Below are 20,207 nucleotides of genomic sequence, written 5' to 3'. Positions count from 1 at the left end.
GTGAAGTGGGAATCTTCTCCCTTCAGGGAGAGGAGGATGTCAACGGTCTCTCTCATTGAATATGTCCGTCTCACGTCGTGTGAAGAAGAAAAGATCAGGCGCGTTCGGCGATCCCGTTGCGCGCGGAAATGGGCAGTACGCTTTGCGACGCATTGCGCGTACGCGGCGAGCCGCGTCGCGATGAGGCGTCGTCGCCATCGCGGTCGACGACGCTGCAGATCAGCGCGTCCATCTCCTTGATGATGTCGGCGAGCACGGTCGTGATGACGGCGAACTCGCGGCCATATGAACCCGCGCGCGCCGCCGAAATGCGCGCATTCAACGCGACGATGTTCGCCTGCATCGAAATGCCCGACAGCTGCTCCGCGATGGCCGCCTGACGGCGCTGCGCCGCTGCTTCGATGCCGCGCATCTCGTGCTGGTACGCGAGCGTGATGTCCTGCAGCAGTTCGAGCAGCGGCGTCGCCTGCGCGACGAGCGCTTCGACGTGTGCTTGCGCTGCGTCGTCGCGCGCTTCCACGTGTGCGGCCGTTTGCTCCGTGAGCGCGATGAAACGTCCCACGCGCTCGTCGGCCTTGCGCGTGCCGTAGTAAAGCTGACGCAGCGCATCCGAGAACACGCCCGGCAGATGATCGTTGCCGTTCACGAGCACCGCGTGTGTCGAAGCGAACGTCGCGAGGCATTCGCGGGCGACCGCGAGCGCGGCCACGTCGCCATGCGACGCGAGCAATACGTGCAGCACGATGCGTTGCGAAAGCATCCGCTGACGGCCCGACAGATTGATCAGTTCACCGATCGTCTGTCCCGATACCTCGATGCGTTGCGTGCTCGTCTGCTCGTTCATCGTGCCGATTGTTTCAAATGGGCGCGTCGGATACGCGTGTCAAATGAGCGCGTTTCATGTGCGCAAGAAAAAAGCGTCCCGAACCGTACGCGTGTGCCGTCGACCGATGCGATCGAGCGATCCTCGCGTTGCGTTTCGGGACGCCGTTGCCCCTGTCGTCCGCCCGCCATGCGAGCGACCGCGAAAATTCAGAAATCCTTGAAGCCGCCGTTGGCCCCGCGGCGAATAATGCAATAGGTATGCCATCGGCCTCTGTCAGGCCGTCGCTTTCATGTCGAAACGGGCTTGCGGAAACGCGCGCGAAGCGTGCGAGCATCACTCAATCGCTTGCAGGATAAGGCTTGCGCGCTTTCTTTTATTTTTTTGACGTGCCGCATGTCCCGCCCGTTTCCATCCACGTACGACAAAAGAAAAGCGCCCTTTGCAGGGCGCCTGCACGCGCCTCGACGAAGCGCGCGGATGCTGTGCCGTGGTGCAGCGCACCACAGCCGTGCGCGATGCGCTATCGTCGCTCGGACCCCGAGATCACGTCGATCCACACGGCCAGGACGAGAATGCCGCCCTTCACGATCATCTGCCAGTACGAGTCGACGTCGAGCATCGACATGCCGTTGTCGAGGCTCGCCATCACGAGCGCACCGATCAGCGCGCCGTAGACGGTGCCGGAGCCGCCGCGCATCGACGTGCCGCCGATGAAGCACGCGGCGATCGCATCGAGCTCGCCCATCGATCCCGCCGAAGGCGACCCCGCCGCGAGACGCGCCGTGTTGATGAGCCCGCCGAACGCGCACATCAGGCCCATCAGCGCGAAGATCGCGAGCTTCACGCGGTTCGTGTTGACGCCGGACAGCCGCGTCGCTTCGAGATTCGAGCCGACCGCATAGATGCGCCGGCCGAACACCGTTTGCGTCGCGATGTACGTGAAGATGCCGAGCAGCGCGAGCAGCAGCAGCACGGGCACGGGAATGCCACCGTAGCGGTTGAGCGTCGCGACGAACGCAAGCAGGATCAGCCCCGCCGCGACGATCTTCACGCCGTCCTGCCACAGCGGCACGACGCTCAGGTTGTAGTGCTGACGCTTCTGCCGCTGCCGCACCGTCAACGCGGCAAGCAGCACGAACAGCACGACAGCAAGCGTGTCGCCGGCGATACGTGGCAGATAGCCTTGCCCGATGAACACGAAGTTGTCGGAGACGGGCGCGATCGTCGATCCGCCCGTAATGCCGAGCAGCACCCCGCGATACGCAAGCATGCCGCCCAGTCCGACGATGAACGACGGCACGCGCAGATACGTCGACCACCAGCCGTTGAAAAGCCCGACGGCGATGCCGAGCACCATCACGACGGGCAGCGTCGCTGCGAGCGGCCAGTGATAAGTGACGTCGAGAATCGCCGCGACGCCGCCCAGCAGGCCAAGCAGCGAACCGACGGACAGATCGATCTCCCCCGAGATGATGACGAACACCATCCCGCATGCGAGCATCCCCGTAATTGACATCTGCCGCAGCAGATTCGACAGGTTGCGCGGCGTGACGAACGCGCCATCGGTGAGGACCGAGAAGAAAATCCAGATGACGGCGACGGCCAGCAGCAGCGCGAGCAGCTTGTAACGCGCGAACAGCAGCTTGATGCGCTGCCCCGACGCGAGCGACGCGCCGTGTTTTGCGTGGCCATCGGTTGAAGTGAGATCAGGAGTCATGCGACGCTCGCCAGTTGATTGGGGTCGTTGCCTTGGGTGTCGTTGCTTCCGGCGCCGATGGCGGCCGTGAGAATGTGTTCCTGCGTGAGGCCGTCGTTGGCGAAATCGCCGCGCAACTCGCCTTCGCCGATCACGAGCACGCGATCGCTGACGCCGAGCACTTCCGGCAATTCCGACGACACCATGATGATCGACACGCCGCGCTTCGCGAGCGCGAACATCAGCTTGTAGATTTCATACTTCGCGCCGACATCGACGCCGCGTGTCGGCTCGTCGAGAATCAGTACGGACGGATCGGTCAGCAGCATGCGTGTGAGCACCGCTTTCTGCTGGTTGCCGCCCGAAAGACTCGCGATCGACAGCATCGGATGCGCGGCGCGCACCGACAGCCGCTTCATTTCCGTGTTGATCGTGTCGAGCTCCGATGCCGTGTCGATGCGCCCGCCCTTCGCGAAGCGTTGCAGCACCGCGAGCGTGATGTTGTGGCCCACGCCCAGTTGCGGCACGATGCCATGGCGCTTGCGGTCCTCGGGCACCATCGCGATACCGGCCGCGATCGCATCGGCGGGCGTGCGGATCTTCAGGCGCTTGACGTTCATCCACACTTCCGCTTCGCTGATGCCCGCATACGCGCCGAAGATCGCCTGCATCAGTTCCGTTCGGCCTGCGCCGACGAGTCCCGCGACGCCCAGTATTTCGCCTTTGCGCAACGCAAACGACACGTTGTCGACGCGCTTGCGGTTCGTGTTCGTCACGTCGTAGCACGTGACGTTGCGCGCTTCGAATATCACGTCGCCGATGTCGTGCGGCTCGCGTGGAAAGAGATTCGTGATCTCGCGCCCCACCATCATCGCGATGATGCGATCGGTATCAAGCTGCTTCATCGGCTGCGTGCCGACATGCTTGCCGTCGCGTATCACGGTGATTGTGTCGCATACGGCTTCCACTTCGTCGAGCTTGTGCGAGATGTACACGCACGCGACGCCGCGCTTCTTCAGGTCACGCACGATGTCGAGCAAAATCTTCGTTTCCGCCGCCGTCAGCGAAGAAGACGGTTCGTCGAGTATCAGCAGCCTCGCCTGCTTGTTGAGCGCCTTGGCGATTTCGATCAGTTGCTGATGCCCGCCGCCGTAGTTCATCACCGGCTGCGCGACGTTGATGCCCGTGATGTTCAGTTCGCGCAGGAGCGCGTCGGCGCGCTGATACATTGCCGCGTAATTCATGCGGCCGCCGGGCAAAGTGATTTCGTTGCCGAGGAAAATGTTCTCGGCCACCGACAGCTGCGGCACCAGCATCAGTTCCTGGTGGATGATGACGATGCCCGCGCGTTCGGTATCGCGGATGTTCTGCGCGACGAGCGGCTTGCCGTCCCAGAAGATTTCGCCCGTCCATTCGCCGTGCGGATAGACGCCGGACAGAATCTTCATCAGCGTCGATTTGCCTGCGCCGTTTTCACCGCACAGTCCGACGCATTCGCCGGGCGCGACGACGAGATCGATACCGTCGAGCGCTTTCACTCCGGCAAACGACTTGGCGATGCCGCGCATCTCCAGTAGCGCTTGTGCCATGCGTAATGTCCTGGATGGATGAAAGATGCGCGGGCGCTCTCCCGCCTTCGAAAACCGGAAAGCGCCCGCGCCCGCTATCAGTTGCCAGCCAGTTGCGCCTGCGTATAGAAGCCGTCCTTGATCACGACATCGACATTGCTCTTCGTGAGCAGTGTCGGTTGCAGCAGTACGGTGTCGACCTGCTTCTTGCCGTTATCGTACTTCGCGTTGAACGCGGGCTTCTCGCCCTTCGCGAGATCGACGGCGAGCTTGGCGGCTTCGCCTGCGATCAGCTTCAGCGGCTTGTAGACGGTCATCGTCTGCGTGCCGGCGACCACGCGCTTGACAGCCGCGAGGTCGGCATCCTGGCCGGATACGGGTACCTTGCCCGCCATCTTCTGCGCCGCGAGCGCCTGGATCGCGCCGCCTGCCGTGCCGTCGTTCGACGCGACGATTGCATCGATCTTGTTGTTGTTCGCGGTCAGCGCATCTTCCGTGATGCGCAGCGCCGTCGCCGCGCTCCATTCCGGCACCCACTGCTGGCCGACGATCTTCACGTCGCCGCGATCGATCGCGGGCTTCAGCACCTTCATCTGCCCTTCGCGCAGCATCTTCGCATTGTTGTCGGTCGGCGCGCCGCCGAGCAGGAAGTAGTTGCCCTTCGGCTGCGCGTTAAAGACGCCCTGCGCCTGCAGTTCGCCCACCTTTTCATTGTCGAACGAGATATAGGCGTCGACGTCGGCATCGAGAATCAGGCGGTCATACGAGACGACCTTGATGCCGGCCTTGTGCGCTTCGGCGACGACGTTGCCGAGCGTCTTCGAATTGAACGGCACGATTACGATCACGTCGACGCCGCGCGAAATCAGGTTCTCGATCTGCGAGATCTGTCGCGCTTCGCTCGCGTCGGCGGATTGCACGGAGACTTTCGCGCCCAGCTTCGTTGCGGCGGCGACGAAATAGTCGCGATCGCGCGACCAGCGCTCGACGCGCAGATCGTCGATGCAGAAGCCGATCTCGGGCTTGTCCTTGCTCGCGTGCGCGAGCGGCGCCATCATCGTCAGGCCCGCGGCCATCGCCGCGCAAACGAGGGAACTCAATACGGAACGACGCATTGCGGATTTCATGTCTCACTCCATTTAGGGTTGCGTGCGGTATCGAATGCGAGAACTCGAAAACGCCGTCTTCACCTCAAGGGCGCGCCGCGAATGCCTGTTCGCGAGCGTCTGTTGTTGTCGAAAGCCGTGCCCCATTTTTATTCGCACGACAGCGTGTGCCGTGCGCGCCGGCGGAGCAATTGCGAAATCTGCCGGCGCTGCTAACGATTTTTCGTGCGGCTTTGAAGGCCTGGCTGGAAGGCCCGTTCAGAGTGCCTATTTGGCGTGAGAGTAAATCGCCTGATTGACGATGTTCTCGAGATGCTCCTGCTGTCCGCTGACATGGCGCGGCGCGATGTTTCGCTGCACAGCATCGCTTGCAATCGACTCGAGCGTATAGCCACCTGCGAGCACCTTGCGTCCGAACTCGCTGTCCCAGCCCGCATAGCGCTGCTGCCTGAATGCGCCCAGGCGATCGTTTTCGACGAGATGCGCGGCGCGCTCCAGCGCGATCGCGATCACGTCGATCGCGCCGATATGGCCATGCAGCAGATCTTCGGGATCGATGCTCTGGCGCCGCACTTTCGCGTCGAAGTTCATGCCGCCCGTCGTAAAGCCGCCGTTGCGCAGAATTTCGTAGAACGCGAGCGTGAGTTCTTCGACACTATTTGGGAACTGGTCGGTATCCCAACCGTTTTGCGGATCGCCGCGATTCGCATCGACGCTGCCGAAGATCCCCAGCGCGAATGCATTGGCGATTTCATGGTGGAACGAATGGCCCGCGAGCGTCGCATGATTCGCTTCGATGTTCACGCGGATTTCATTCTGCAAACCGAATTGCGTCAGAAAGCCGTGAACGGTGGCGACGTCATAGTCGTATTGATGCTTGGTTGGCTCCTGAGGTTTCGGCTCTATCAGCAATGTGCCCTTGAAGCCCAGCTTGTGCTTGTGCTCGACGACCATGCTCATGAAACGGCCCAACTGCTCACGCTCGCGCTTGAGATCGGTATTGAGCAGCGTATCGTAGCCTTCGCGGCCGCCCCACAGCACATAGTTCGCACCGCCAAGACGATGCGTCGCTTCGAGCGCGTGAAAGACCTGCGCGGCGGCAAACGCGAACACATCCGGGTTCGGATTGGTCGCCGCGCCGGCCGCATAACGCGGATTCGAAAAGAGATTCGCCGTACCCCACAGCAGTTTGACGCCCGTCTCCTGTTGCTTGCGCGCGAGCACGTCCGTCATCGCCTTGAAGTTGTTCACGTACGTGTTGATGCTGTCGCCTTCGGGCGCGACGTCGGTGTCATGAAACGTATAGAACGGCGTGCCTAGCTTCGAAAACAGCTCGAATGCGTGGTCGGCTTTCATATGCGCCTTTTGCAGCGCGTCACCCGGACGATGCCAAGGACGCTCGAACGTCCCCGCTCCGAAGATATCCGTGCCCGGCCACACGAACGTATGCCAGTAACAGACGGCAAGGCGCAGATGATCTTCCATGCGCTTGCCGAGCACCAGCTTGTCCTTGTCGTAATGGCGATATGCGAACGGGTTGTCCGTCTGCGGGCCTTCGTAGCGCACAGCGGGCAAATGTTCGAAGTAAGACATGCGCGTCTCCTTGGGTATCGGCCCGACATTGCATCGGGCCGTGCATGATGTGACGCCATGCTGACGCTTGACGCTTTGCGCGGCAATTGCGAAATTCGCCAGCGCGCTTGGTGATTCTTGCTGGCGCTTAAAATCCATTGGCAGGCAGGGGGAAGTGACGCCTAGAATAAGCAGAACACTTAAATGTCTGCGGCGCGCAGAATCCCTGCGAAAGCAGCCGCAAACATCAAAACGCAAATCCGGAGACAACGTGACGATCAACGTCACAAGCCCACCGCGCTGCACCACGCGCCAGGAATCCCGATGACACGACAACATGCCGCTCAACGCACGCACCGGATCGCATTGCTCTTCAATGCGAACAAGGTGTACGACCGCGAGATCATCACGGGGATCGGCAATTACCTGCTGTCGACGCGCGTCGCGTGGGACCTGTTCCTCGAAGAAGATTTCCGCGCGCGCCTGAACGGCATCGAGTGCTTCGAAGGCGATGGCTTTATCGCGGACTTCGACGATCCCGCCGTCTGTGAGGCATTGTCGAAGTCGCATTTGCCTGTCGTTGCAGTGGGCGGATCGTATGAGGACGCGTCGAAGTACCCGCCCAACCTGCCGTACATCGCGACCGACAACATGCAACTGGTGTCGCTCGCGTACAAACACCTGATCGGCGCGGGGCTGCAACGCTTCGCGCTCTATAGCCTGCCCGAATCGCCGACGAACCGTTGGGCCCAGGAGCGCGAGCTCGCCTTCAGTGCGCTGTTGAAAGCGGATGGACTCGAAGGCGACGTGCATCGCGGACTGCCGACGAGCGCGCCCGTCTGGCACCAGGCCAGCGTGCAATTGACGGAGTGGTTGCAAAGCCTGCCGAAGCCCGTCGGCATCATCGCCGTGACGGACGCGCGCGCGCGTCAGGTGTTGCAGGCATGTCTGATCAGCGGCATCGCCGTGCCCGAGCAAGTGGCGATCATCGGCATCGGTAACGATCCGCTGACGCGCTCGCTCACGCGCATCCCGTTGTCGTCGGTGATCCAGGGCACTGAGGAAATGGGCCGCACGGCCGCGCATCTGCTGCATCAGATGCTGGGCGGCGCGCGTTTCGCCGGACGCCGCATTCTCGTGCCGCCCGTCGGCATCAACGTGTGCGAATCGACGAAGCATGAGCCGCTCGCAAGCCCCTACGTGATGCGCGCGCGTCACTACATCCGCCAGTACGCGTGCCAGGGCATCAAGACGGAACAGGTAGCCGACTATGTGGGCGTGTCGCGTTCGTCGCTCGAAGACTACTTCCGGCGCGAACTCGGCTGCACCGTGCATCAGGAAATCCTCAAGCACAAGCTCGATGTCGCGAAGCAACTGCTCGCGCAGCAGGACATGTCGAGCGCCGAAGTCGCAACACGCTGTGGCTTCACTTCGTTGCAGTACATGTACGCCGTGTTTCGCCGTGAACTCGACTGCACGCCGCGCGAGTATCAGGAGCGCATGCCGGCCGCACAGCAGGCATCCTCAGCGTCATCGGCGCAAATGCCTTAATCTGGACTCACACTCTGGTTCCACCTTCGACTCACCCTCGGGTCTCAACGAGCGACCGATTATGAATTTCGCCGATATGCAAAGCACCGATACCTCTACTTCATCCAGCGTGCAGATCGAGCGCTGGGGCACGTTGCCCGGGCTCGGCGACATTCGTCTGTTCACGCTGCGCAACGCGCACGGCATGCGCGCGACGATCAGCGATTTCGGCGCGACGCTTGTCTCGTGGCATGCGCCCGACCGCGCGGGCCGCGTCGCCGATGTGCTGCTCGGCCACGACACGCCCGCCGACTATCTGGCGAGCCGCTGGTTTTTCGGTTCGACGATCGGCCGCTGGGCGAACCGCATTGCGCACGCGCGCTTTACGCTCGACGGCGTCACGTACCAGCTCGATCGCAACGAAGGAGACAATCTGCTGCACGGCGGCGCAAGCGGCTTTCACAAGGTGCTGTGGACGGCACGCGAAGTGGACGGCGCGCTCGTGCTCTCGCATGAATCACCCGAGGGCGATGCGGGCTTTCCGGGCGCCGTGACGGCTACGGTCCGCTACGCGCTCGACGACGATGGCGCACTGACGATCGACTACGATGCGACAGCCGACGCGCCCACGCCGATCAGCCTCACGAATCACGCGTACTTCAATCTGTCCGGCGATGCGCTCGCCGACGCTTCCGACATCCGCGGCCATGTGATTTCGATCGATGCAGACGCCTTCTTTACTGTCGACGAAGCGATGATCCCGATCGAACGCAAAGACGTCGCGGGCAGCGTGTTCGACTTTCGCGCGGGCGCGCCCATCGGCGCGCGGCTCGACTGGCCCGATGCACAGCTTGCGCGCGCGAGCGGCTTCGATCACTGCTATGTGCTGCGCGACGCTGCGACCGCAATGCGCACGGCGGCCGTGCTCTACGATCCCGCGAGCGGCCGCGAGCTCACCGTATCGACGAACGCGCAGGGCATGCAGTTCTACACGGGCAATTTTCTCGCCGGCGTGAAGGGCCGCATCGGCAGGACGTACTGCAAGCACGCGGCGTTGTGCCTCGAAACAGGGGCGTTTCCGAACCAGATCAATATGCCGGACGCGCAAGCCGTCGTGCTGCGGCCCGGCGCGCACTACCGGCACACCACCGTCTACCGGCTCGGTGTGCGCTGAGCACTAAAGCCATCGCACGCAGCTTGCCGTAATCTGTCGAAACATTGACGGTGTTGTAAATCGCGCCCGGCGATTGCGGCATTCACTACGCCGTGAAATCATAGGCACCGTTAGACGCTCGCTGATTCGATCGAAAATCCGATCGCACACGTGATCCGGGAGGAAGCGGGCCAGTGGTACGTAAGCTTCTGCTACGAGCGTAAGAGCGACATCATCCTGCGTGAGCTAGGAGAACTCGCATATGAACTGAACCGGCTTGAGAATACGGAGCTGTCGGCTGCGGAGCTGTCGGCTGTGGCACTGGGCATTGATCGTAATGTGCGGGACAACTGCATTGCGACGAGCGATGGCCGCCAGTATCGCCTGGACGCGGTTGTGCTCGAGCGCATCAAGCGCAGGGAGATCGGGGCGAAGCGCCATCAGCGCAGGATGGCCAGGAGCCAGAAAGGCTCGAGCAACCGGCGCAAGCTGGCGGCCCGGCTGGCTCGCAAGAAGGCCTATGCGGCTCGAGAACGGCGTCGCCGTTGAGAACATAACATTCCTGTTCTCAAGGCGCGCCAGTGCAGTCAAAGGATGCGTTTGGACTCAAACGTTAATGTCCTTCTTCTTCCACTGTCAAATTGTTCTGGACCGACGTAACTCCAGAAACACCCTCAGCAACCTTCCCTGCGAGATCTATCTGCGCCTGCTTTGGAACCATTCCTACAAGATAAATCTTGCCGCTACGAGCGATGGCGTGAACATCAGTCCAGTCCATGCCCTTTTGCTTGTACAGCGCCGTCTGAACCCGCTTCGCCAACTCCCTATTTGCTGCTCTATTCGATGGTGAAGCTGCCGCGGTCGTCTCTTGTGCATTAACGACCGGTACCGTTGCGACAATGGCGCTGATGGCGATCGCTGCGGCAACGTAGGTCTTCATGGATTTTTTCATCTCTTCTCCTTCAGGTGAGTAGCAAAACTGGGTGGGAGAGACCCGAAAAGATCGCTGGTCAATCAAAGTGCGGCGAAAGATAATCCCGACATTGATGACCAGGGGAACGACGTTCGGCAAACGAATTGTAGGCCTTTTCTCGTCGGATGCGCACGTTTAAGCGCGTCTAGAACCGCTGGAAAGTCCTTTCCACCCGACGTTCGACTAGCGTGTCAGGGCCAACCCTTTTTGTGAATGAGGGTAACGGGACCGTGACTAGACGAACGGTCGCTGTCCGTTGGAAACGGCCGTTGAGATCCTGCGGCATCCAACGGCCGGTACGGGATACCGACCTTTGGCAACGAACGGCCATACGGTCTGAGACCAAATTTGACACTGGCTCACTGATCAGGTCTCGACGCCTCAGAGCTCTATCGAGGGACTGACTGGTCCAGTCGTCTCGTCAGATTCTCGATGTCCTTGCGCATGCTAGGCACAGGGGCTGAGGCAGCCTTGGCCTCAGCCAGTTGGGGCGGCCGCGTCGATGGCCGCGATCAGTTCGGCGTAGGCGGGCCTGGATTTCTTGATGCTCTCCCGGCCGCTGCCGGCCTCCAGCGCCACTGCATCGTTGCTGTTGGGCTCGCCACGTGCCGTCAGACGCTCTAAGGCGGCGAAGTATGTGTCGACTTGGATCTTGGCGCTCACACGACGTACTCCGTGAGGCGTTTGCGGGCTTTCAGAAGCACCTGCAGGTGATCGGCTTCCAGGCGGTGCTCAACGCTGCCGGCTTCTGTGCTGGCCAGCGTGGCGACGACTGATTCTTGCGTCTTGATCAGCAAACCCAGGCGTTTTCCAAACACCACTGCGTTGGTGCAGTTCTTTTCAATGCAGTCCCAAGGGATGGGTTCCAGCGGCGTGTGATTGCAGTCCTCCACGGCGATGCAACCGCCCAAGACGGTCTCGCGGTAGGCCAGCTTGCCGTCACGGAAGAGTTTCGGTGTCTCTTCCTTGGGACGGCTGGATACCATTTGCTGCATTCTGGCCGCGCCCCGTCCACGGACCTCGCCGATGAGGTCTTCGTCCGAGAACAGCAAGGCCAAGCTGTAGGCCAGGAAGCTCGATTCTGACTTGGCGGCACTCCCCTCATGGGTGAAGCACTCCTTGTCGAAGACGAGGTTATGGATACGGGCACCGGTCAGGAGCGCGGCGTAGTGCATTAGCTCGTATCGGCGCTATATGTCAAACGTGCATCAGAGACGGAAACCTGTTAATGGCGTTCACGCTGTATTCGCGCTGCGTTCGCACGACGACGCGCGTTCTGATGACAGGGCAATGCGCAGCCGCGCGGCTGCGCATCGACCTTTTTTCTCACCAGAACTTCATGTTTCGAAGTCCGGTTCAACGCTTTGCGCGCTTATCCGCGGAAGATCGGCGCACCCATCGGTGCGCCCGTGTTGCCGCCATCGACGACGATCTCCGCCGCCGTCATCCCCGACGATGCATCCGACGCGAGGAACGCGGCCGCTTGCGCGACCTCCTCGGCATCGGCGAGCCGGTTCATCGGGATCATCGGCGTCATCGCGGCTTCTGCGGCGTCGAGTGTCGTGCCCGCGCGGTCGCCACGGGTCCAGATCGGCGTGCGCGTCGCGCCGGGGATGACCGTGTTCACACGAATCCCGCGCGTCACCAGTTCGGACGCGAGCACACGGGCCATACCGGAGATCGCGGCCTTCGAAGCCGAATAAGCCGCCGAGCCCGCGCGCCCCAGTTCGCGCATCACCGAGCCGTTCAGCACGATCGCGCCGCCCTCGCCCATCAGCGGCACGGCCGCCTGCACCGTCAGGAACACGGCCGTGACGTTCGTGCGCATGATCGATTCGAACTTCTCCGCCGTCGTACCGCCGACTGGCGTCGCGCCGCTCACGCCAGCATTCGCGAACACGATGTCGAGCTTGCCGAACCTCTCGCCGATCACCTTCATCACTTCATCGATGGCCTTCGGATCGTTCACATCCGCGCGGATCGGCAGCGCGTTCGGACCGAGTTCGGCGACGGCTTCGTCGAGCTTCGCCTGGTCGCGGCCCGTGATCGCGACGCGCGCGCCCTGCGCGATCAGCAACCGCGCCGTCGCAAAACCGATACCGCTGTTGCCGCCCGTGACGAGCGCCGTCTTGTTTTCGAATGACATTGCAATTCTCCAGAGTTGAGAGATCGAGGCGGACATCCGCCGGCAGCTGCTTTATAATTGCAACTGCAATCTTAAATTAATGATAGTGATCGCAATGAATACGTGTCAAGCGCTTTTTTGCGCTGGCATTTGCGTCGGTATCGTTGGGCAGGATGGAACACTCATGAAAGTAAGCAAGGAAAAGGCGGCGCAGAACCGCGCGGCCCTTGTCGAGACGGCCGCGCGGCTGATCCGCGAGCGGGGCATCGACGGCGTCGGCGTAGCCGAGATCGGCAAGGCCGCGGGGCTCACGCACGGCGCGCTGTACGCGCACTTCAAGTCGAAGGAGGCGCTCGCGGCAGAAGCGCTCGCGTACGGCGTGCAGATCAGCCACGAGCGAATGACGACGCCGCGCAACGGCCATATGCCGAGCCTCGGCGAGCTGCTCGACAGTTATTTGTCGGAGGAAAGACGCGACGATGTTGCCAATGGCTGCGCGATGGCAGCCTCGGCGAGCGAGATCGGCCGGCAGGACGAGACGATCAGCGCGCGTTACAGCGAAGGGATCGAGAACATGGTCGGCGTGTTCGAGAAACATCTGCGCGCGCGCAAGGCGAAGGGCAACGCGCGCGAAAAGGCGATTGCGATCACGACGGCGCTGATCGGCGGCATCGCGGCTTCGCGTGCCGTGCTGAAGGCGCGACCGGAACTGGCGAATGAGATGTTGCGCGCGGTGCGGCGCACGGTTGGTGAGATTGCGGGAGAAAAGGTCTAAGAGCGGTGTCGTGACGAACTGAAACAAAACCGCGACGCGCCCTGCACTACGGCGTGCTCGCTGCCTTGAACTCCCGGATGCGATGGCCAATAGTTTAAGGCGAACCGCGTCGTTTGAAGTTTGCGAGGCAAGTCCCTTCGCATGAGCGCGGCATCATCGATCAAGGAGTGCATCGTGCACAAGACCGCCGTTTCTCTTCAAGTCGCCACAGCTCTCGCGCTTGCGTTGAGCGCGGGTCTATCACAAGCACAGGGGCTTTCCGTTTATGACGACGTGAACTCGCCGATCAACAACACGCGCCTGATGCCAACAGCGCCGCTCGGCAGCGAATACCCGACGCATGGCAACCAGCAGGCGGGCGAACTCAATCTGAATCCGATTGATCCGCGCGCGCAACTCGTGAACGGTCTGCCGAACAATGCGCACTCGGGCGGTTATGGATCGCCACTTGCAGGGGTGCATCCGGTTGCGCAACCGGGGCAGTGACGTATCGCGATCGCAGGACTATCCTTTGGTAGCGCCAAACGTAAGCCCCGCAACGAAGTGCTTCTGCATCGCAAAGAACATCGCGACGGAAGGCAGCGCAGCGAGAATCGAACCGGCCGACACGAGATTCCATGCCGTCGTCCATTGCCCTTTGAGCGCAGCGACGCCCACCGTGATCGGCGCGGCCTCGTCGCCTTGCGTGAGGCACAGCGCCCAGAAGTAGTCGTTCCAGACGAACGTGAAGACGAGAATCGCGAGCGCGGCGAGCGCGGGACGAATCAGCGGCAACACGATGCGAAAGAACACGGTCCATTCGCCCGCGCCTTCGATGCGCGCCGCCTCGACCAGTTCATACGGCAACTGCTTGATGAAGTTGCGAAGAAAGAGCGCGCAAAAGCCGGTCTGAAACGACACGTGAAAGAGAATCAGCGCGTAAAGCGTGTTGAAGAGCCCAAGACTCAGCGACAGGTCGCGCACGGGAATCATCAGGATCTGGATCGGCACAAAGTTACCCGCGACGAACGTCGCGAAGAGCGTCGTGTTGCCGCGAAACCGGTAGATGGCCAACGCGAAGCCTGCCATCGCCGCGAGCGCGATCGAACCGATCACGGAAGGCACCGTGATCAGCACGCTATTCCAGAAGTAATGCAGCATCGGCGATGTGGTGAGCGCTTCGCGGTAGTTGTCGAAGAAAGCGATGTGCTTCGGCCAGCCCCAGTAATTGCCTTCGCTCAGTTCCTCCGTCGAACGCACCGACGTGATGAGCACCGCGATCATCGGCAGAAGCCAGATCAAAAGCGCAACGGGCAACGACAGCTTGTACAGGCGCTGGTTGAGCGGCTTCCATTTCGCAATGGGCATCGGATACATGGTCCGCTCCTTACTGTTCGTGGCGCAGCATGCGGCGCAGGTGATAGACGATGTACACGAGCATGATCGCGAACAGCACGACGGCAATCGACGCCGAATAACCATTGCGGTAGTACTTGATCGCCTGGTCGTACATGTAATACGCGAGCACCGTCGAGCTTTCGAACGGACCGCCGCCCGTCATCACCGAGATCAGATCGAAACTGCGCAGCGCACCGATCACCGTCACGACGATCGCCATGAACGTGACGGGCCGCAATTGCGGCAGCACCACGTGCCATAGCATCGACCAGCCCTTCGCGCCTTCCATGCGCGCCGCTTCGAGTTGCTCGCTATTGAGCGTCGTGAGACCCGTCAGATAGAGAATCATGCAGTACGCCGTTTGCGGCCACAGCGCGGCGAAGATGATGCCGAAGGTCGCGTAGCGCGCATCGCCGAGCACGGGCACGCCGTGTCCGAGGATCATCGCGAGCAGGCCGAATGTCGGATCGTAGAACCACGAAAAGATCAGCCCGACGACGACACCCGACAGCACGAACGGCGCAAAGAACAGCGACTTCACGATGCGTATGCCCACCACCGCCTGGTTCAGATAGAGCGCGACGGCGAGTCCCATCGGCGGCGCGAGCAGGAACAGCACGAGCCAGATCAGGTTGTTCTTCAATGCGGTGTAGAACGTCGGCGCCTGAAACAGCTCGAGGTAGTTCGCGAGACCGACGAAGACCTTGTCGGTCATGCCGTCCCAGTTGTAGAAGCTGAGCCAGATCGACGACAGGATCGGCCAGACGACGTACACCGCGACCATCAGGCAGGCGGGTGCGAGAAACAGAAACGCGGCCTTGCGCTGCCGACGCGCCGAGGGCGACGGACCGCGCCGCCTGCCCGCCGCTCTGGGCGCAGGCGCGGCCTGCGGCGAAGGCGGCGTGGCGTTGATGTCCTGACGTGTGACGGAGTGCGACACGACGATGCTCCTCTTCATGCAGGCGGGCTGCTGACTTGCTGCGTGCGCCGGACGACATGCGCATGCAGTCGTCGCCCGGCGCATCCGCCCTTACTTCTTGTAGATGCGCTTACGCGTCTGTTCGAGCTGCGCGAGAATCGCGTCGAGCTTCGACGGATCGGAGACGAACTGCTGCATGCCCTTCATCCCCTCGTCGGCCATTTCCTTCGTCATGTCGCGATCGTAGAACTGCGCGATGCCGCCCTTCGTGTTCGACAGAATCTGAAAGCCAATCTTCGAAATGGGATCTTCCGGTTCCGGCGACTTGCTGTTCGCCGACAGCGAGCCGAGACCCGCCGCGAGCTTCGCGCCCTGCTCGGGCGATTCGACGAACGCGAGGAACGTGTGCGCATCGGCCTTGTTCTTTGCCTTCGCCGGAATGTGCAGCGACTCGACGGGGCCGTCCTCGGCAGTCGGCACGTTGGAATCGATGATCGGGAACTGGAAGTAGCTCATGTTCGACTTCACGCTCGCCGGGAAGCCGCCCGTGATGAATGTGCCCATCAACATCATCGCGGCCTTGCCCTGGAACAGGAACGGTTGCGCCGCATCCAGATCGTAGGACAGCGAGTTGTCGATGAACTCGTGATCGTCGAGCATCTGCTTCCACGTCGTGTAGACCTTCTTCACGCGCGGATCGGTATAAGGCACTTCACCCGCCATCAGCTTCTGGTGGAACGCGTTGCCGTTCAGGCGCAGGTCCAGATAATCGAACCAGCCCGCGAGCGTCCATGCGTCGCGGCCGCCCACTGCGAACGGCGTGATGCCCGCGGCCTTCAGCTTCTTGCACGCGTCCATCAACTGATCCCATGTCTTCGGCTCGGACGCAATGCCGGCCTTCTGGAACAGGTCCTTCCGATAGAACAGGCCCCACGAGTAATACACGGTCGGCGCCGCGTATTGCTTGCCGTTGTACGTCGACGATTCCTTCGTCGACGCATACATGCTGTCCCAGCCGTTTTTCTTCCAGTCGCCGCTCAGATCTTCGAACAGGCCGCGCCGCGCGTAATAGGCCATGCGCTCGCCGTTGTGCCAGTTGACGACATCGGGCGCGACCGTCGACAGCCAGCCCGGCAGTTGCACCTTGTACGCCTCTTCGTCGACGAACGACACCTTCACGTCGATGTCGGGGTGCGCCTTCTTGAAGTCGTCGATCACCGATTGCCACACCGCGCGCTGGCTTGCGCCCTTGAACGCGATGTTCATCGTCATCGTGCCCGCCTTCGCGACCGTGGTCGTCGCAGCGAACGACGACACGGCTGCCGCAACCGCGATGGCCATCGTCGCGAACGCCTTGCGAGGGTTGAATTGGCTTGTTGTCATCCTTTCGTCTCCTGTCATTTGTATCCTGGTTTTTACGTGCATGGTCACTTGCCTACTCGGTCCGATAAACCGCTACGCCTTGCGGCTCGACTTCACGCGTGCCGATCACGAAGCGCGATGCATCGACGCCTTCGATGACGTGCTTTTCATGCGCATAGTTGAAGACATACGTGAGCTTGCCGCGCTGGCTGATGCGCACGCTGTCTCCACATGGCGTCGGCGTGAGCCCGGCTTCCATCGCGATGCGCGCGAACAGCGACCCGGTGAGACGGTCGTCGAACAGGCTCGCAAAGTAATGAACGCGACCATGCTGCACATACGCTGGATGGCCGTCGGCGAAGCGTGCGTGCACGCCGAACGTGCGTTCATCGACGGCATCGATCAGATCGCGCCAGTGACGCGCATGGCCCTCGCGATGCGCATCGCCCGTGCCGTCGAGACGCACAGGTTCCGTTACGTTGGGCCGCATCGATTCGACGCGCCACACGCGGATCGGCAGCAGCGACGCGAGCACGCCCGGCGGCAGGTTCGCGGGAATCTGCAGATCGGTCGTCTTCGAGCCCGTGCGCGGACCGAGCACGATCTGCGCGCCCGATGCCGCGAGCCGCTGCGCAAAGTCGGCAGGCACGACAGGCAACGGCGGCACGACGATCATCGTGTAGCCGTCGAGCGGCGCATCGGCGGAAATCACGTCTACATCGAAACCGAGCGAGCGCAGCGCCGAGTAGTACTCGAACGCAAAACGCGGATAGTGGAAATCCGCGCCCTGCGGATGTATCTCGAAGAGCCACTTCGCTTCGTAGTCGTAGATCAGCGCGATCTTGCTGCGCACATCGGCGTTCGCATCCGCGTCGGCCGACAGCACATGCGCGATCTCCTGCGCGACCTTCGCCGCTTCGCTGCCGCCGATATCGATGCGATTGTCGGGCGTGTTCAGGCCCGCGTGCATCTGCTCCTGCGCGAACGGCGCCTGACGCCATCTGAAGTACGACACGCAGCCCGCTCCGTGCGCGAACGCTTCCCAGCTCCACAGGCGCACCATGCCCGGCAGCGGCGCGGGATTCCAGTGCGCCCAGTTGACGGGACCGGGCTGCTGCTCCATCACCCAGAACGGCAGCTTCGACATGCCGCGATACACGTCGTGATTGAACGTCGCGAAATCGGGATGCCCCGTGCGCAGAAACTTCGCCTTGATCTCCGGCGCGAACCACTGCTCTTCGAGCGCGCCGAGCGGATAGCTGTCCCATGTCGCCACATCGAGATCGCGCGCGACCTTGTAGTGATCGAACTCGGTGAAGAGCTGCATGAAGTTGTGTGCGACGGGCCGCCCCGGCGAATGCGCGCGAATGATCTCGACCTGCATGCGGTTGTAGCGCGCCACTTCGTCGGAAGCGAAACGCCGATAGTCGAGACGATGCGACGGATGGGCTTCCGTCACCGTCGCAACGGGCGCGTCGATTTCGTCGAAGCCGCGGTACTCCATGCTCCAGAACACGGTGCCCCACGCACGGTTCAACGCGTCGATGCTTTGATAGCGCTCCTTGAGCCACACGCGAAAACGCGCGACGGCAGCAGGCGAATAGCTGACCACCGTGTTGTGGCAGCCGAACTCGTTATCCGTCTGCCAGTATGCGACGGCAGGATGCTTGCCATAACGCTCCGCCACGGCCGTGCAGACCTTGCGCGACGCCTCGAAATACGACGGCGACGAAAAATCATAGTGACGTCGCGAGCCGAACGCGCGCGGCCGGCCATCGGCACCAACCGGGAGAATGTCGGGATGACGGTCGATCAACCACTTCGGCGGCGTGGCCGTCGGCGTGCACATGACCACCTGCAAGCCCGCATTGCCGAGCACGTCGACGGCACGATCGAGCCAGCCCCAATCGTATTCGCCCGGCGTGGGCTCGATGCGGCTCCATGCGAACTCCGCGATTCGCACCTGTTCGATGCCGAGCGCCTTCATACGGCGCGCGTCGTCTTCCCAGATCGATTCCTGCCAGTGCTCCGGGTAATAGCAGACTCCAAGGCGCATGCGCATGTCCCTTATGCGTAGTGTTCGACGGTGCTGAGCGCCTTCACGGCGAATCCGTCGTCGGTGAAAAGATGGCAGGCGTTGGCGGGCGCCTCGAATACCGCGCGCTCGCCCTGCTCGATGCGGGCATTGCCGGGCACTTTCGCGATCAGCACGTCGCCGCCGTGTTGTTCGAGATGCGCGTAACTGTGCTCGCCCAGACGTTCGACAAGCGAAACGGTGCGCGTGAGCGTTGCCTCACGTTGTGATACATCGGCTGCGACGAGCCGCAGATGTTCGGGGCGCACGCCGAGCGTCACCGGCTGCGCGCCTTGCAGCGTGCTGCCGTCGACCACGACGCGCACGGTTTCATTCGTGTGATCGAGCACGACATCGACGCCTTGCGCATCGATCGCCGTGACTCTCGCTGGCAGAAAATTCATGCGCGGCGAGCCGATGAAGCCCGCGACGAAACGGCTCCTGGGCCGGTGATACAACTCGAGCGGCGCGCCGATCTGCGCGATGCTGCCGTAACGCTCCGTGTCCTTGCCCGTATGCAGCAGCACGATCTTGTCGGCGAGCGTCATCGCTTCCGTCTGATCGTGCGTCACGTAGACGACGCTCGCCGACGCGAATTGCCGGTGCAGCCGCGCGATTTCGATGCGCGTCTGGCCACGCAGCGTCGCGTCGAGATTCGAAAGCGGTTCGTCGAACAGAAACACGCCGGGCTCGCGCACGATCGCGCGGCCAATCGCAACGCGTTGCCGCTGCCCACCCGACAACGCACGCGGCTTGCGATCGAGCAACGCCTCCAGTTGCAGGATGCGCGCGGCCTCGCGAACCTTGCGGTCGATTTCGTCTTTCGGCTTTTTCGCGAGCTTCAGGCCGAAGGCCATGTTCTCGTACACGCTCATGTGAGGAAAGAGCGCATAGCTCTGAAACACCATCGCGACGCCGCGCTCGGCGGCAGGCACGTCGTTGACGATGCGCCCGCCAATCGACAGGTCGCCGTCCGTCACATCTTCGAGCCCTGCGATCATGCGCAGCAGCGTGGACTTGCCGCAGCCCGACGGACCGAGGAACACGCAAAACTCGTTCTCGCCGATCTCCAGATCGACGTTGCGGATCACGGGCGCGTTGTCTCCGTACGCTTTCTGCACGCCCCTCAAGGAAATGCTCGCCATCGCTTC

19 protein-coding genes are annotated in these 20,207 nt (G+C 62.0%); 5 read left to right on the top strand and 14 right to left on the bottom strand.

What is annotated here, in order from left to right; all coding sequences use genetic code 11:
* Window positions 1–94: 94 nt before the first annotated feature.
* The 5 genes from BN2476_RS35390 to xylA form a co-directional block, all read right to left on the bottom strand.
* Complete coding sequence (locus tag BN2476_RS35390) at window positions 95–844, bottom strand: methyl-accepting chemotaxis protein (protein ID WP_087738844.1); 750 nt, start codon at window positions 842–844, stop codon at window positions 95–97.
* 502 nt (window positions 845–1,346) lie between these two features.
* Window positions 1,347–2,543 (bottom strand): sugar ABC transporter permease, encoded by a 1,197-nt coding sequence (locus BN2476_RS35385; RefSeq protein ID WP_087738843.1) that lies wholly within the window; start codon window positions 2,541–2,543, stop codon window positions 1,347–1,349.
* Window positions 2,540–4,111 carry a D-xylose ABC transporter ATP-binding protein gene (gene xylG / locus BN2476_RS35380; RefSeq protein ID WP_087738842.1) on the bottom strand — a complete coding sequence of 524 codons (1,572 nt, stop codon included), beginning with the start codon at window positions 4,109–4,111 and terminating at the stop codon, window positions 2,540–2,542. Before xylG ends, BN2476_RS35385 begins: the two co-directional genes overlap by 4 nt.
* Before the next feature lie 77 nt (window positions 4,112–4,188).
* Entirely contained in the window at window positions 4,189–5,217 is a 1,029-nt protein-coding gene (xylF, locus tag BN2476_RS35375; RefSeq protein ID WP_087738841.1) for a D-xylose ABC transporter substrate-binding protein, read from the bottom strand.
* A gap of 246 nt (window positions 5,218–5,463) precedes the next feature.
* Window positions 5,464–6,789 carry a xylose isomerase gene (gene xylA / locus BN2476_RS35370; protein WP_087738946.1) on the bottom strand — a complete coding sequence of 442 codons (1,326 nt, stop codon included), beginning with the start codon at window positions 6,787–6,789 and terminating at the stop codon, window positions 5,464–5,466.
* Between the two features lie 303 nt (window positions 6,790–7,092).
* On the opposite strand from xylA, the gene BN2476_RS35365 reads away from it, so the two are divergent.
* The 3 genes from BN2476_RS35365 (at window position 7,093) to BN2476_RS35355 (ending at window position 10,000) form a co-directional block, all read left to right on the top strand.
* Window positions 7,093–8,319 carry a XylR family transcriptional regulator gene (locus BN2476_RS35365; RefSeq protein ID WP_087738840.1) on the top strand — a complete coding sequence of 409 codons (1,227 nt, stop codon included), beginning with the start codon at window positions 7,093–7,095 and terminating at the stop codon, window positions 8,317–8,319.
* Between the two features lie 61 nt (window positions 8,320–8,380).
* On the top strand, window positions 8,381–9,472 hold the full coding sequence (locus tag BN2476_RS35360; protein ID WP_087738839.1) for an aldose epimerase family protein: 1,092 nt from the start codon (window positions 8,381–8,383) through the stop codon (window positions 9,470–9,472).
* Window positions 9,473–9,622: 150 nt separating this feature from the next.
* Window positions 9,623–10,000 (top strand): hypothetical protein, encoded by a 378-nt coding sequence (locus tag BN2476_RS35355; RefSeq protein WP_087738838.1) that lies wholly within the window; start codon window positions 9,623–9,625, stop codon window positions 9,998–10,000.
* A 64-nt stretch (window positions 10,001–10,064) separates the two neighbouring features.
* Here BN2476_RS35355 and BN2476_RS35350 read toward each other — a convergent pair whose 3' ends face one another.
* The 4 genes from BN2476_RS35350 to BN2476_RS35335 all read right to left on the bottom strand — a co-directional run bounded on the left by BN2476_RS35350 (window position 10,065) and on the right by BN2476_RS35335 (window position 12,570).
* Complete coding sequence (locus BN2476_RS35350; protein WP_087738945.1) at window positions 10,065–10,403, bottom strand: BON domain-containing protein; 339 nt, start codon at window positions 10,401–10,403, stop codon at window positions 10,065–10,067.
* 498 nt (window positions 10,404–10,901) lie between these two features.
* Window positions 10,902–11,087, bottom strand: a complete 186-nt coding sequence (locus BN2476_RS35345) for a hypothetical protein (RefSeq protein ID WP_235851103.1) — start codon at window positions 11,085–11,087, stop codon at window positions 10,902–10,904.
* Window positions 11,084–11,599, bottom strand: a complete 516-nt coding sequence (locus tag BN2476_RS35340) for a hypothetical protein (protein WP_235851102.1) — start codon at window positions 11,597–11,599, stop codon at window positions 11,084–11,086. The genes BN2476_RS35345 and BN2476_RS35340 overlap by 4 nt, the downstream gene beginning before the upstream one ends.
* Before the next feature lie 197 nt (window positions 11,600–11,796).
* On the bottom strand, window positions 11,797–12,570 hold the full coding sequence (locus tag BN2476_RS35335) for an SDR family NAD(P)-dependent oxidoreductase (RefSeq protein ID WP_087738837.1): 774 nt from the start codon (window positions 12,568–12,570) through the stop codon (window positions 11,797–11,799).
* A gap of 163 nt (window positions 12,571–12,733) precedes the next feature.
* On the opposite strand from BN2476_RS35335, the gene BN2476_RS35330 reads away from it, so the two are divergent.
* On the top strand, window positions 12,734–13,324 hold the full coding sequence (locus BN2476_RS35330; protein ID WP_087738836.1) for a TetR/AcrR family transcriptional regulator: 591 nt from the start codon (window positions 12,734–12,736) through the stop codon (window positions 13,322–13,324).
* Window positions 13,325–13,498: 174 nt separating this feature from the next.
* Complete coding sequence (locus BN2476_RS35325) at window positions 13,499–13,810, top strand: hypothetical protein (protein WP_087738944.1); 312 nt, start codon at window positions 13,499–13,501, stop codon at window positions 13,808–13,810.
* Between the two features lie 18 nt (window positions 13,811–13,828).
* Here the strand turns inward: BN2476_RS35325 and BN2476_RS35320 are convergent, their stop codons facing one another.
* From BN2476_RS35320 to BN2476_RS35300, 5 genes are all read right to left on the bottom strand, one after another.
* On the bottom strand, window positions 13,829–14,680 hold the full coding sequence (locus tag BN2476_RS35320) for a carbohydrate ABC transporter permease (RefSeq protein WP_087738835.1): 852 nt from the start codon (window positions 14,678–14,680) through the stop codon (window positions 13,829–13,831).
* Window positions 14,681–14,690: 10 nt separating this feature from the next.
* Window positions 14,691–15,641 carry a carbohydrate ABC transporter permease gene (locus BN2476_RS35315; RefSeq protein ID WP_087738943.1) on the bottom strand — a complete coding sequence of 317 codons (951 nt, stop codon included), beginning with the start codon at window positions 15,639–15,641 and terminating at the stop codon, window positions 14,691–14,693.
* A 90-nt stretch (window positions 15,642–15,731) separates the two neighbouring features.
* Complete coding sequence (locus BN2476_RS35310; protein ID WP_087738834.1) at window positions 15,732–17,003, bottom strand: ABC transporter substrate-binding protein; 1,272 nt, start codon at window positions 17,001–17,003, stop codon at window positions 15,732–15,734.
* Between the two features lie 52 nt (window positions 17,004–17,055).
* The gene (locus tag BN2476_RS35305) at window positions 17,056–19,038 is read right to left on the bottom strand and encodes a beta-galactosidase (protein ID WP_087738942.1); all 1,983 of its coding nucleotides are present in this window, start codon (window positions 19,036–19,038) and stop codon (window positions 17,056–17,058) included.
* Between the two features lie 11 nt (window positions 19,039–19,049).
* Window positions 19,050–20,201, bottom strand: a complete 1,152-nt coding sequence (locus BN2476_RS35300; protein WP_087738833.1) for an ABC transporter ATP-binding protein — start codon at window positions 20,199–20,201, stop codon at window positions 19,050–19,052.
* Window positions 20,202–20,207: the final 6 nt, after the last annotated feature.

The sequence above is a fragment of the Paraburkholderia piptadeniae genome, from assembly GCF_900007165.1.
Classification (GTDB): domain Bacteria; phylum Pseudomonadota; class Gammaproteobacteria; order Burkholderiales; family Burkholderiaceae; genus Paraburkholderia; species Paraburkholderia piptadeniae.
The sequence above is the reverse complement of the archived record's forward strand: the minus strand, read 5'-3'. Positions and strand labels throughout refer to the sequence as shown.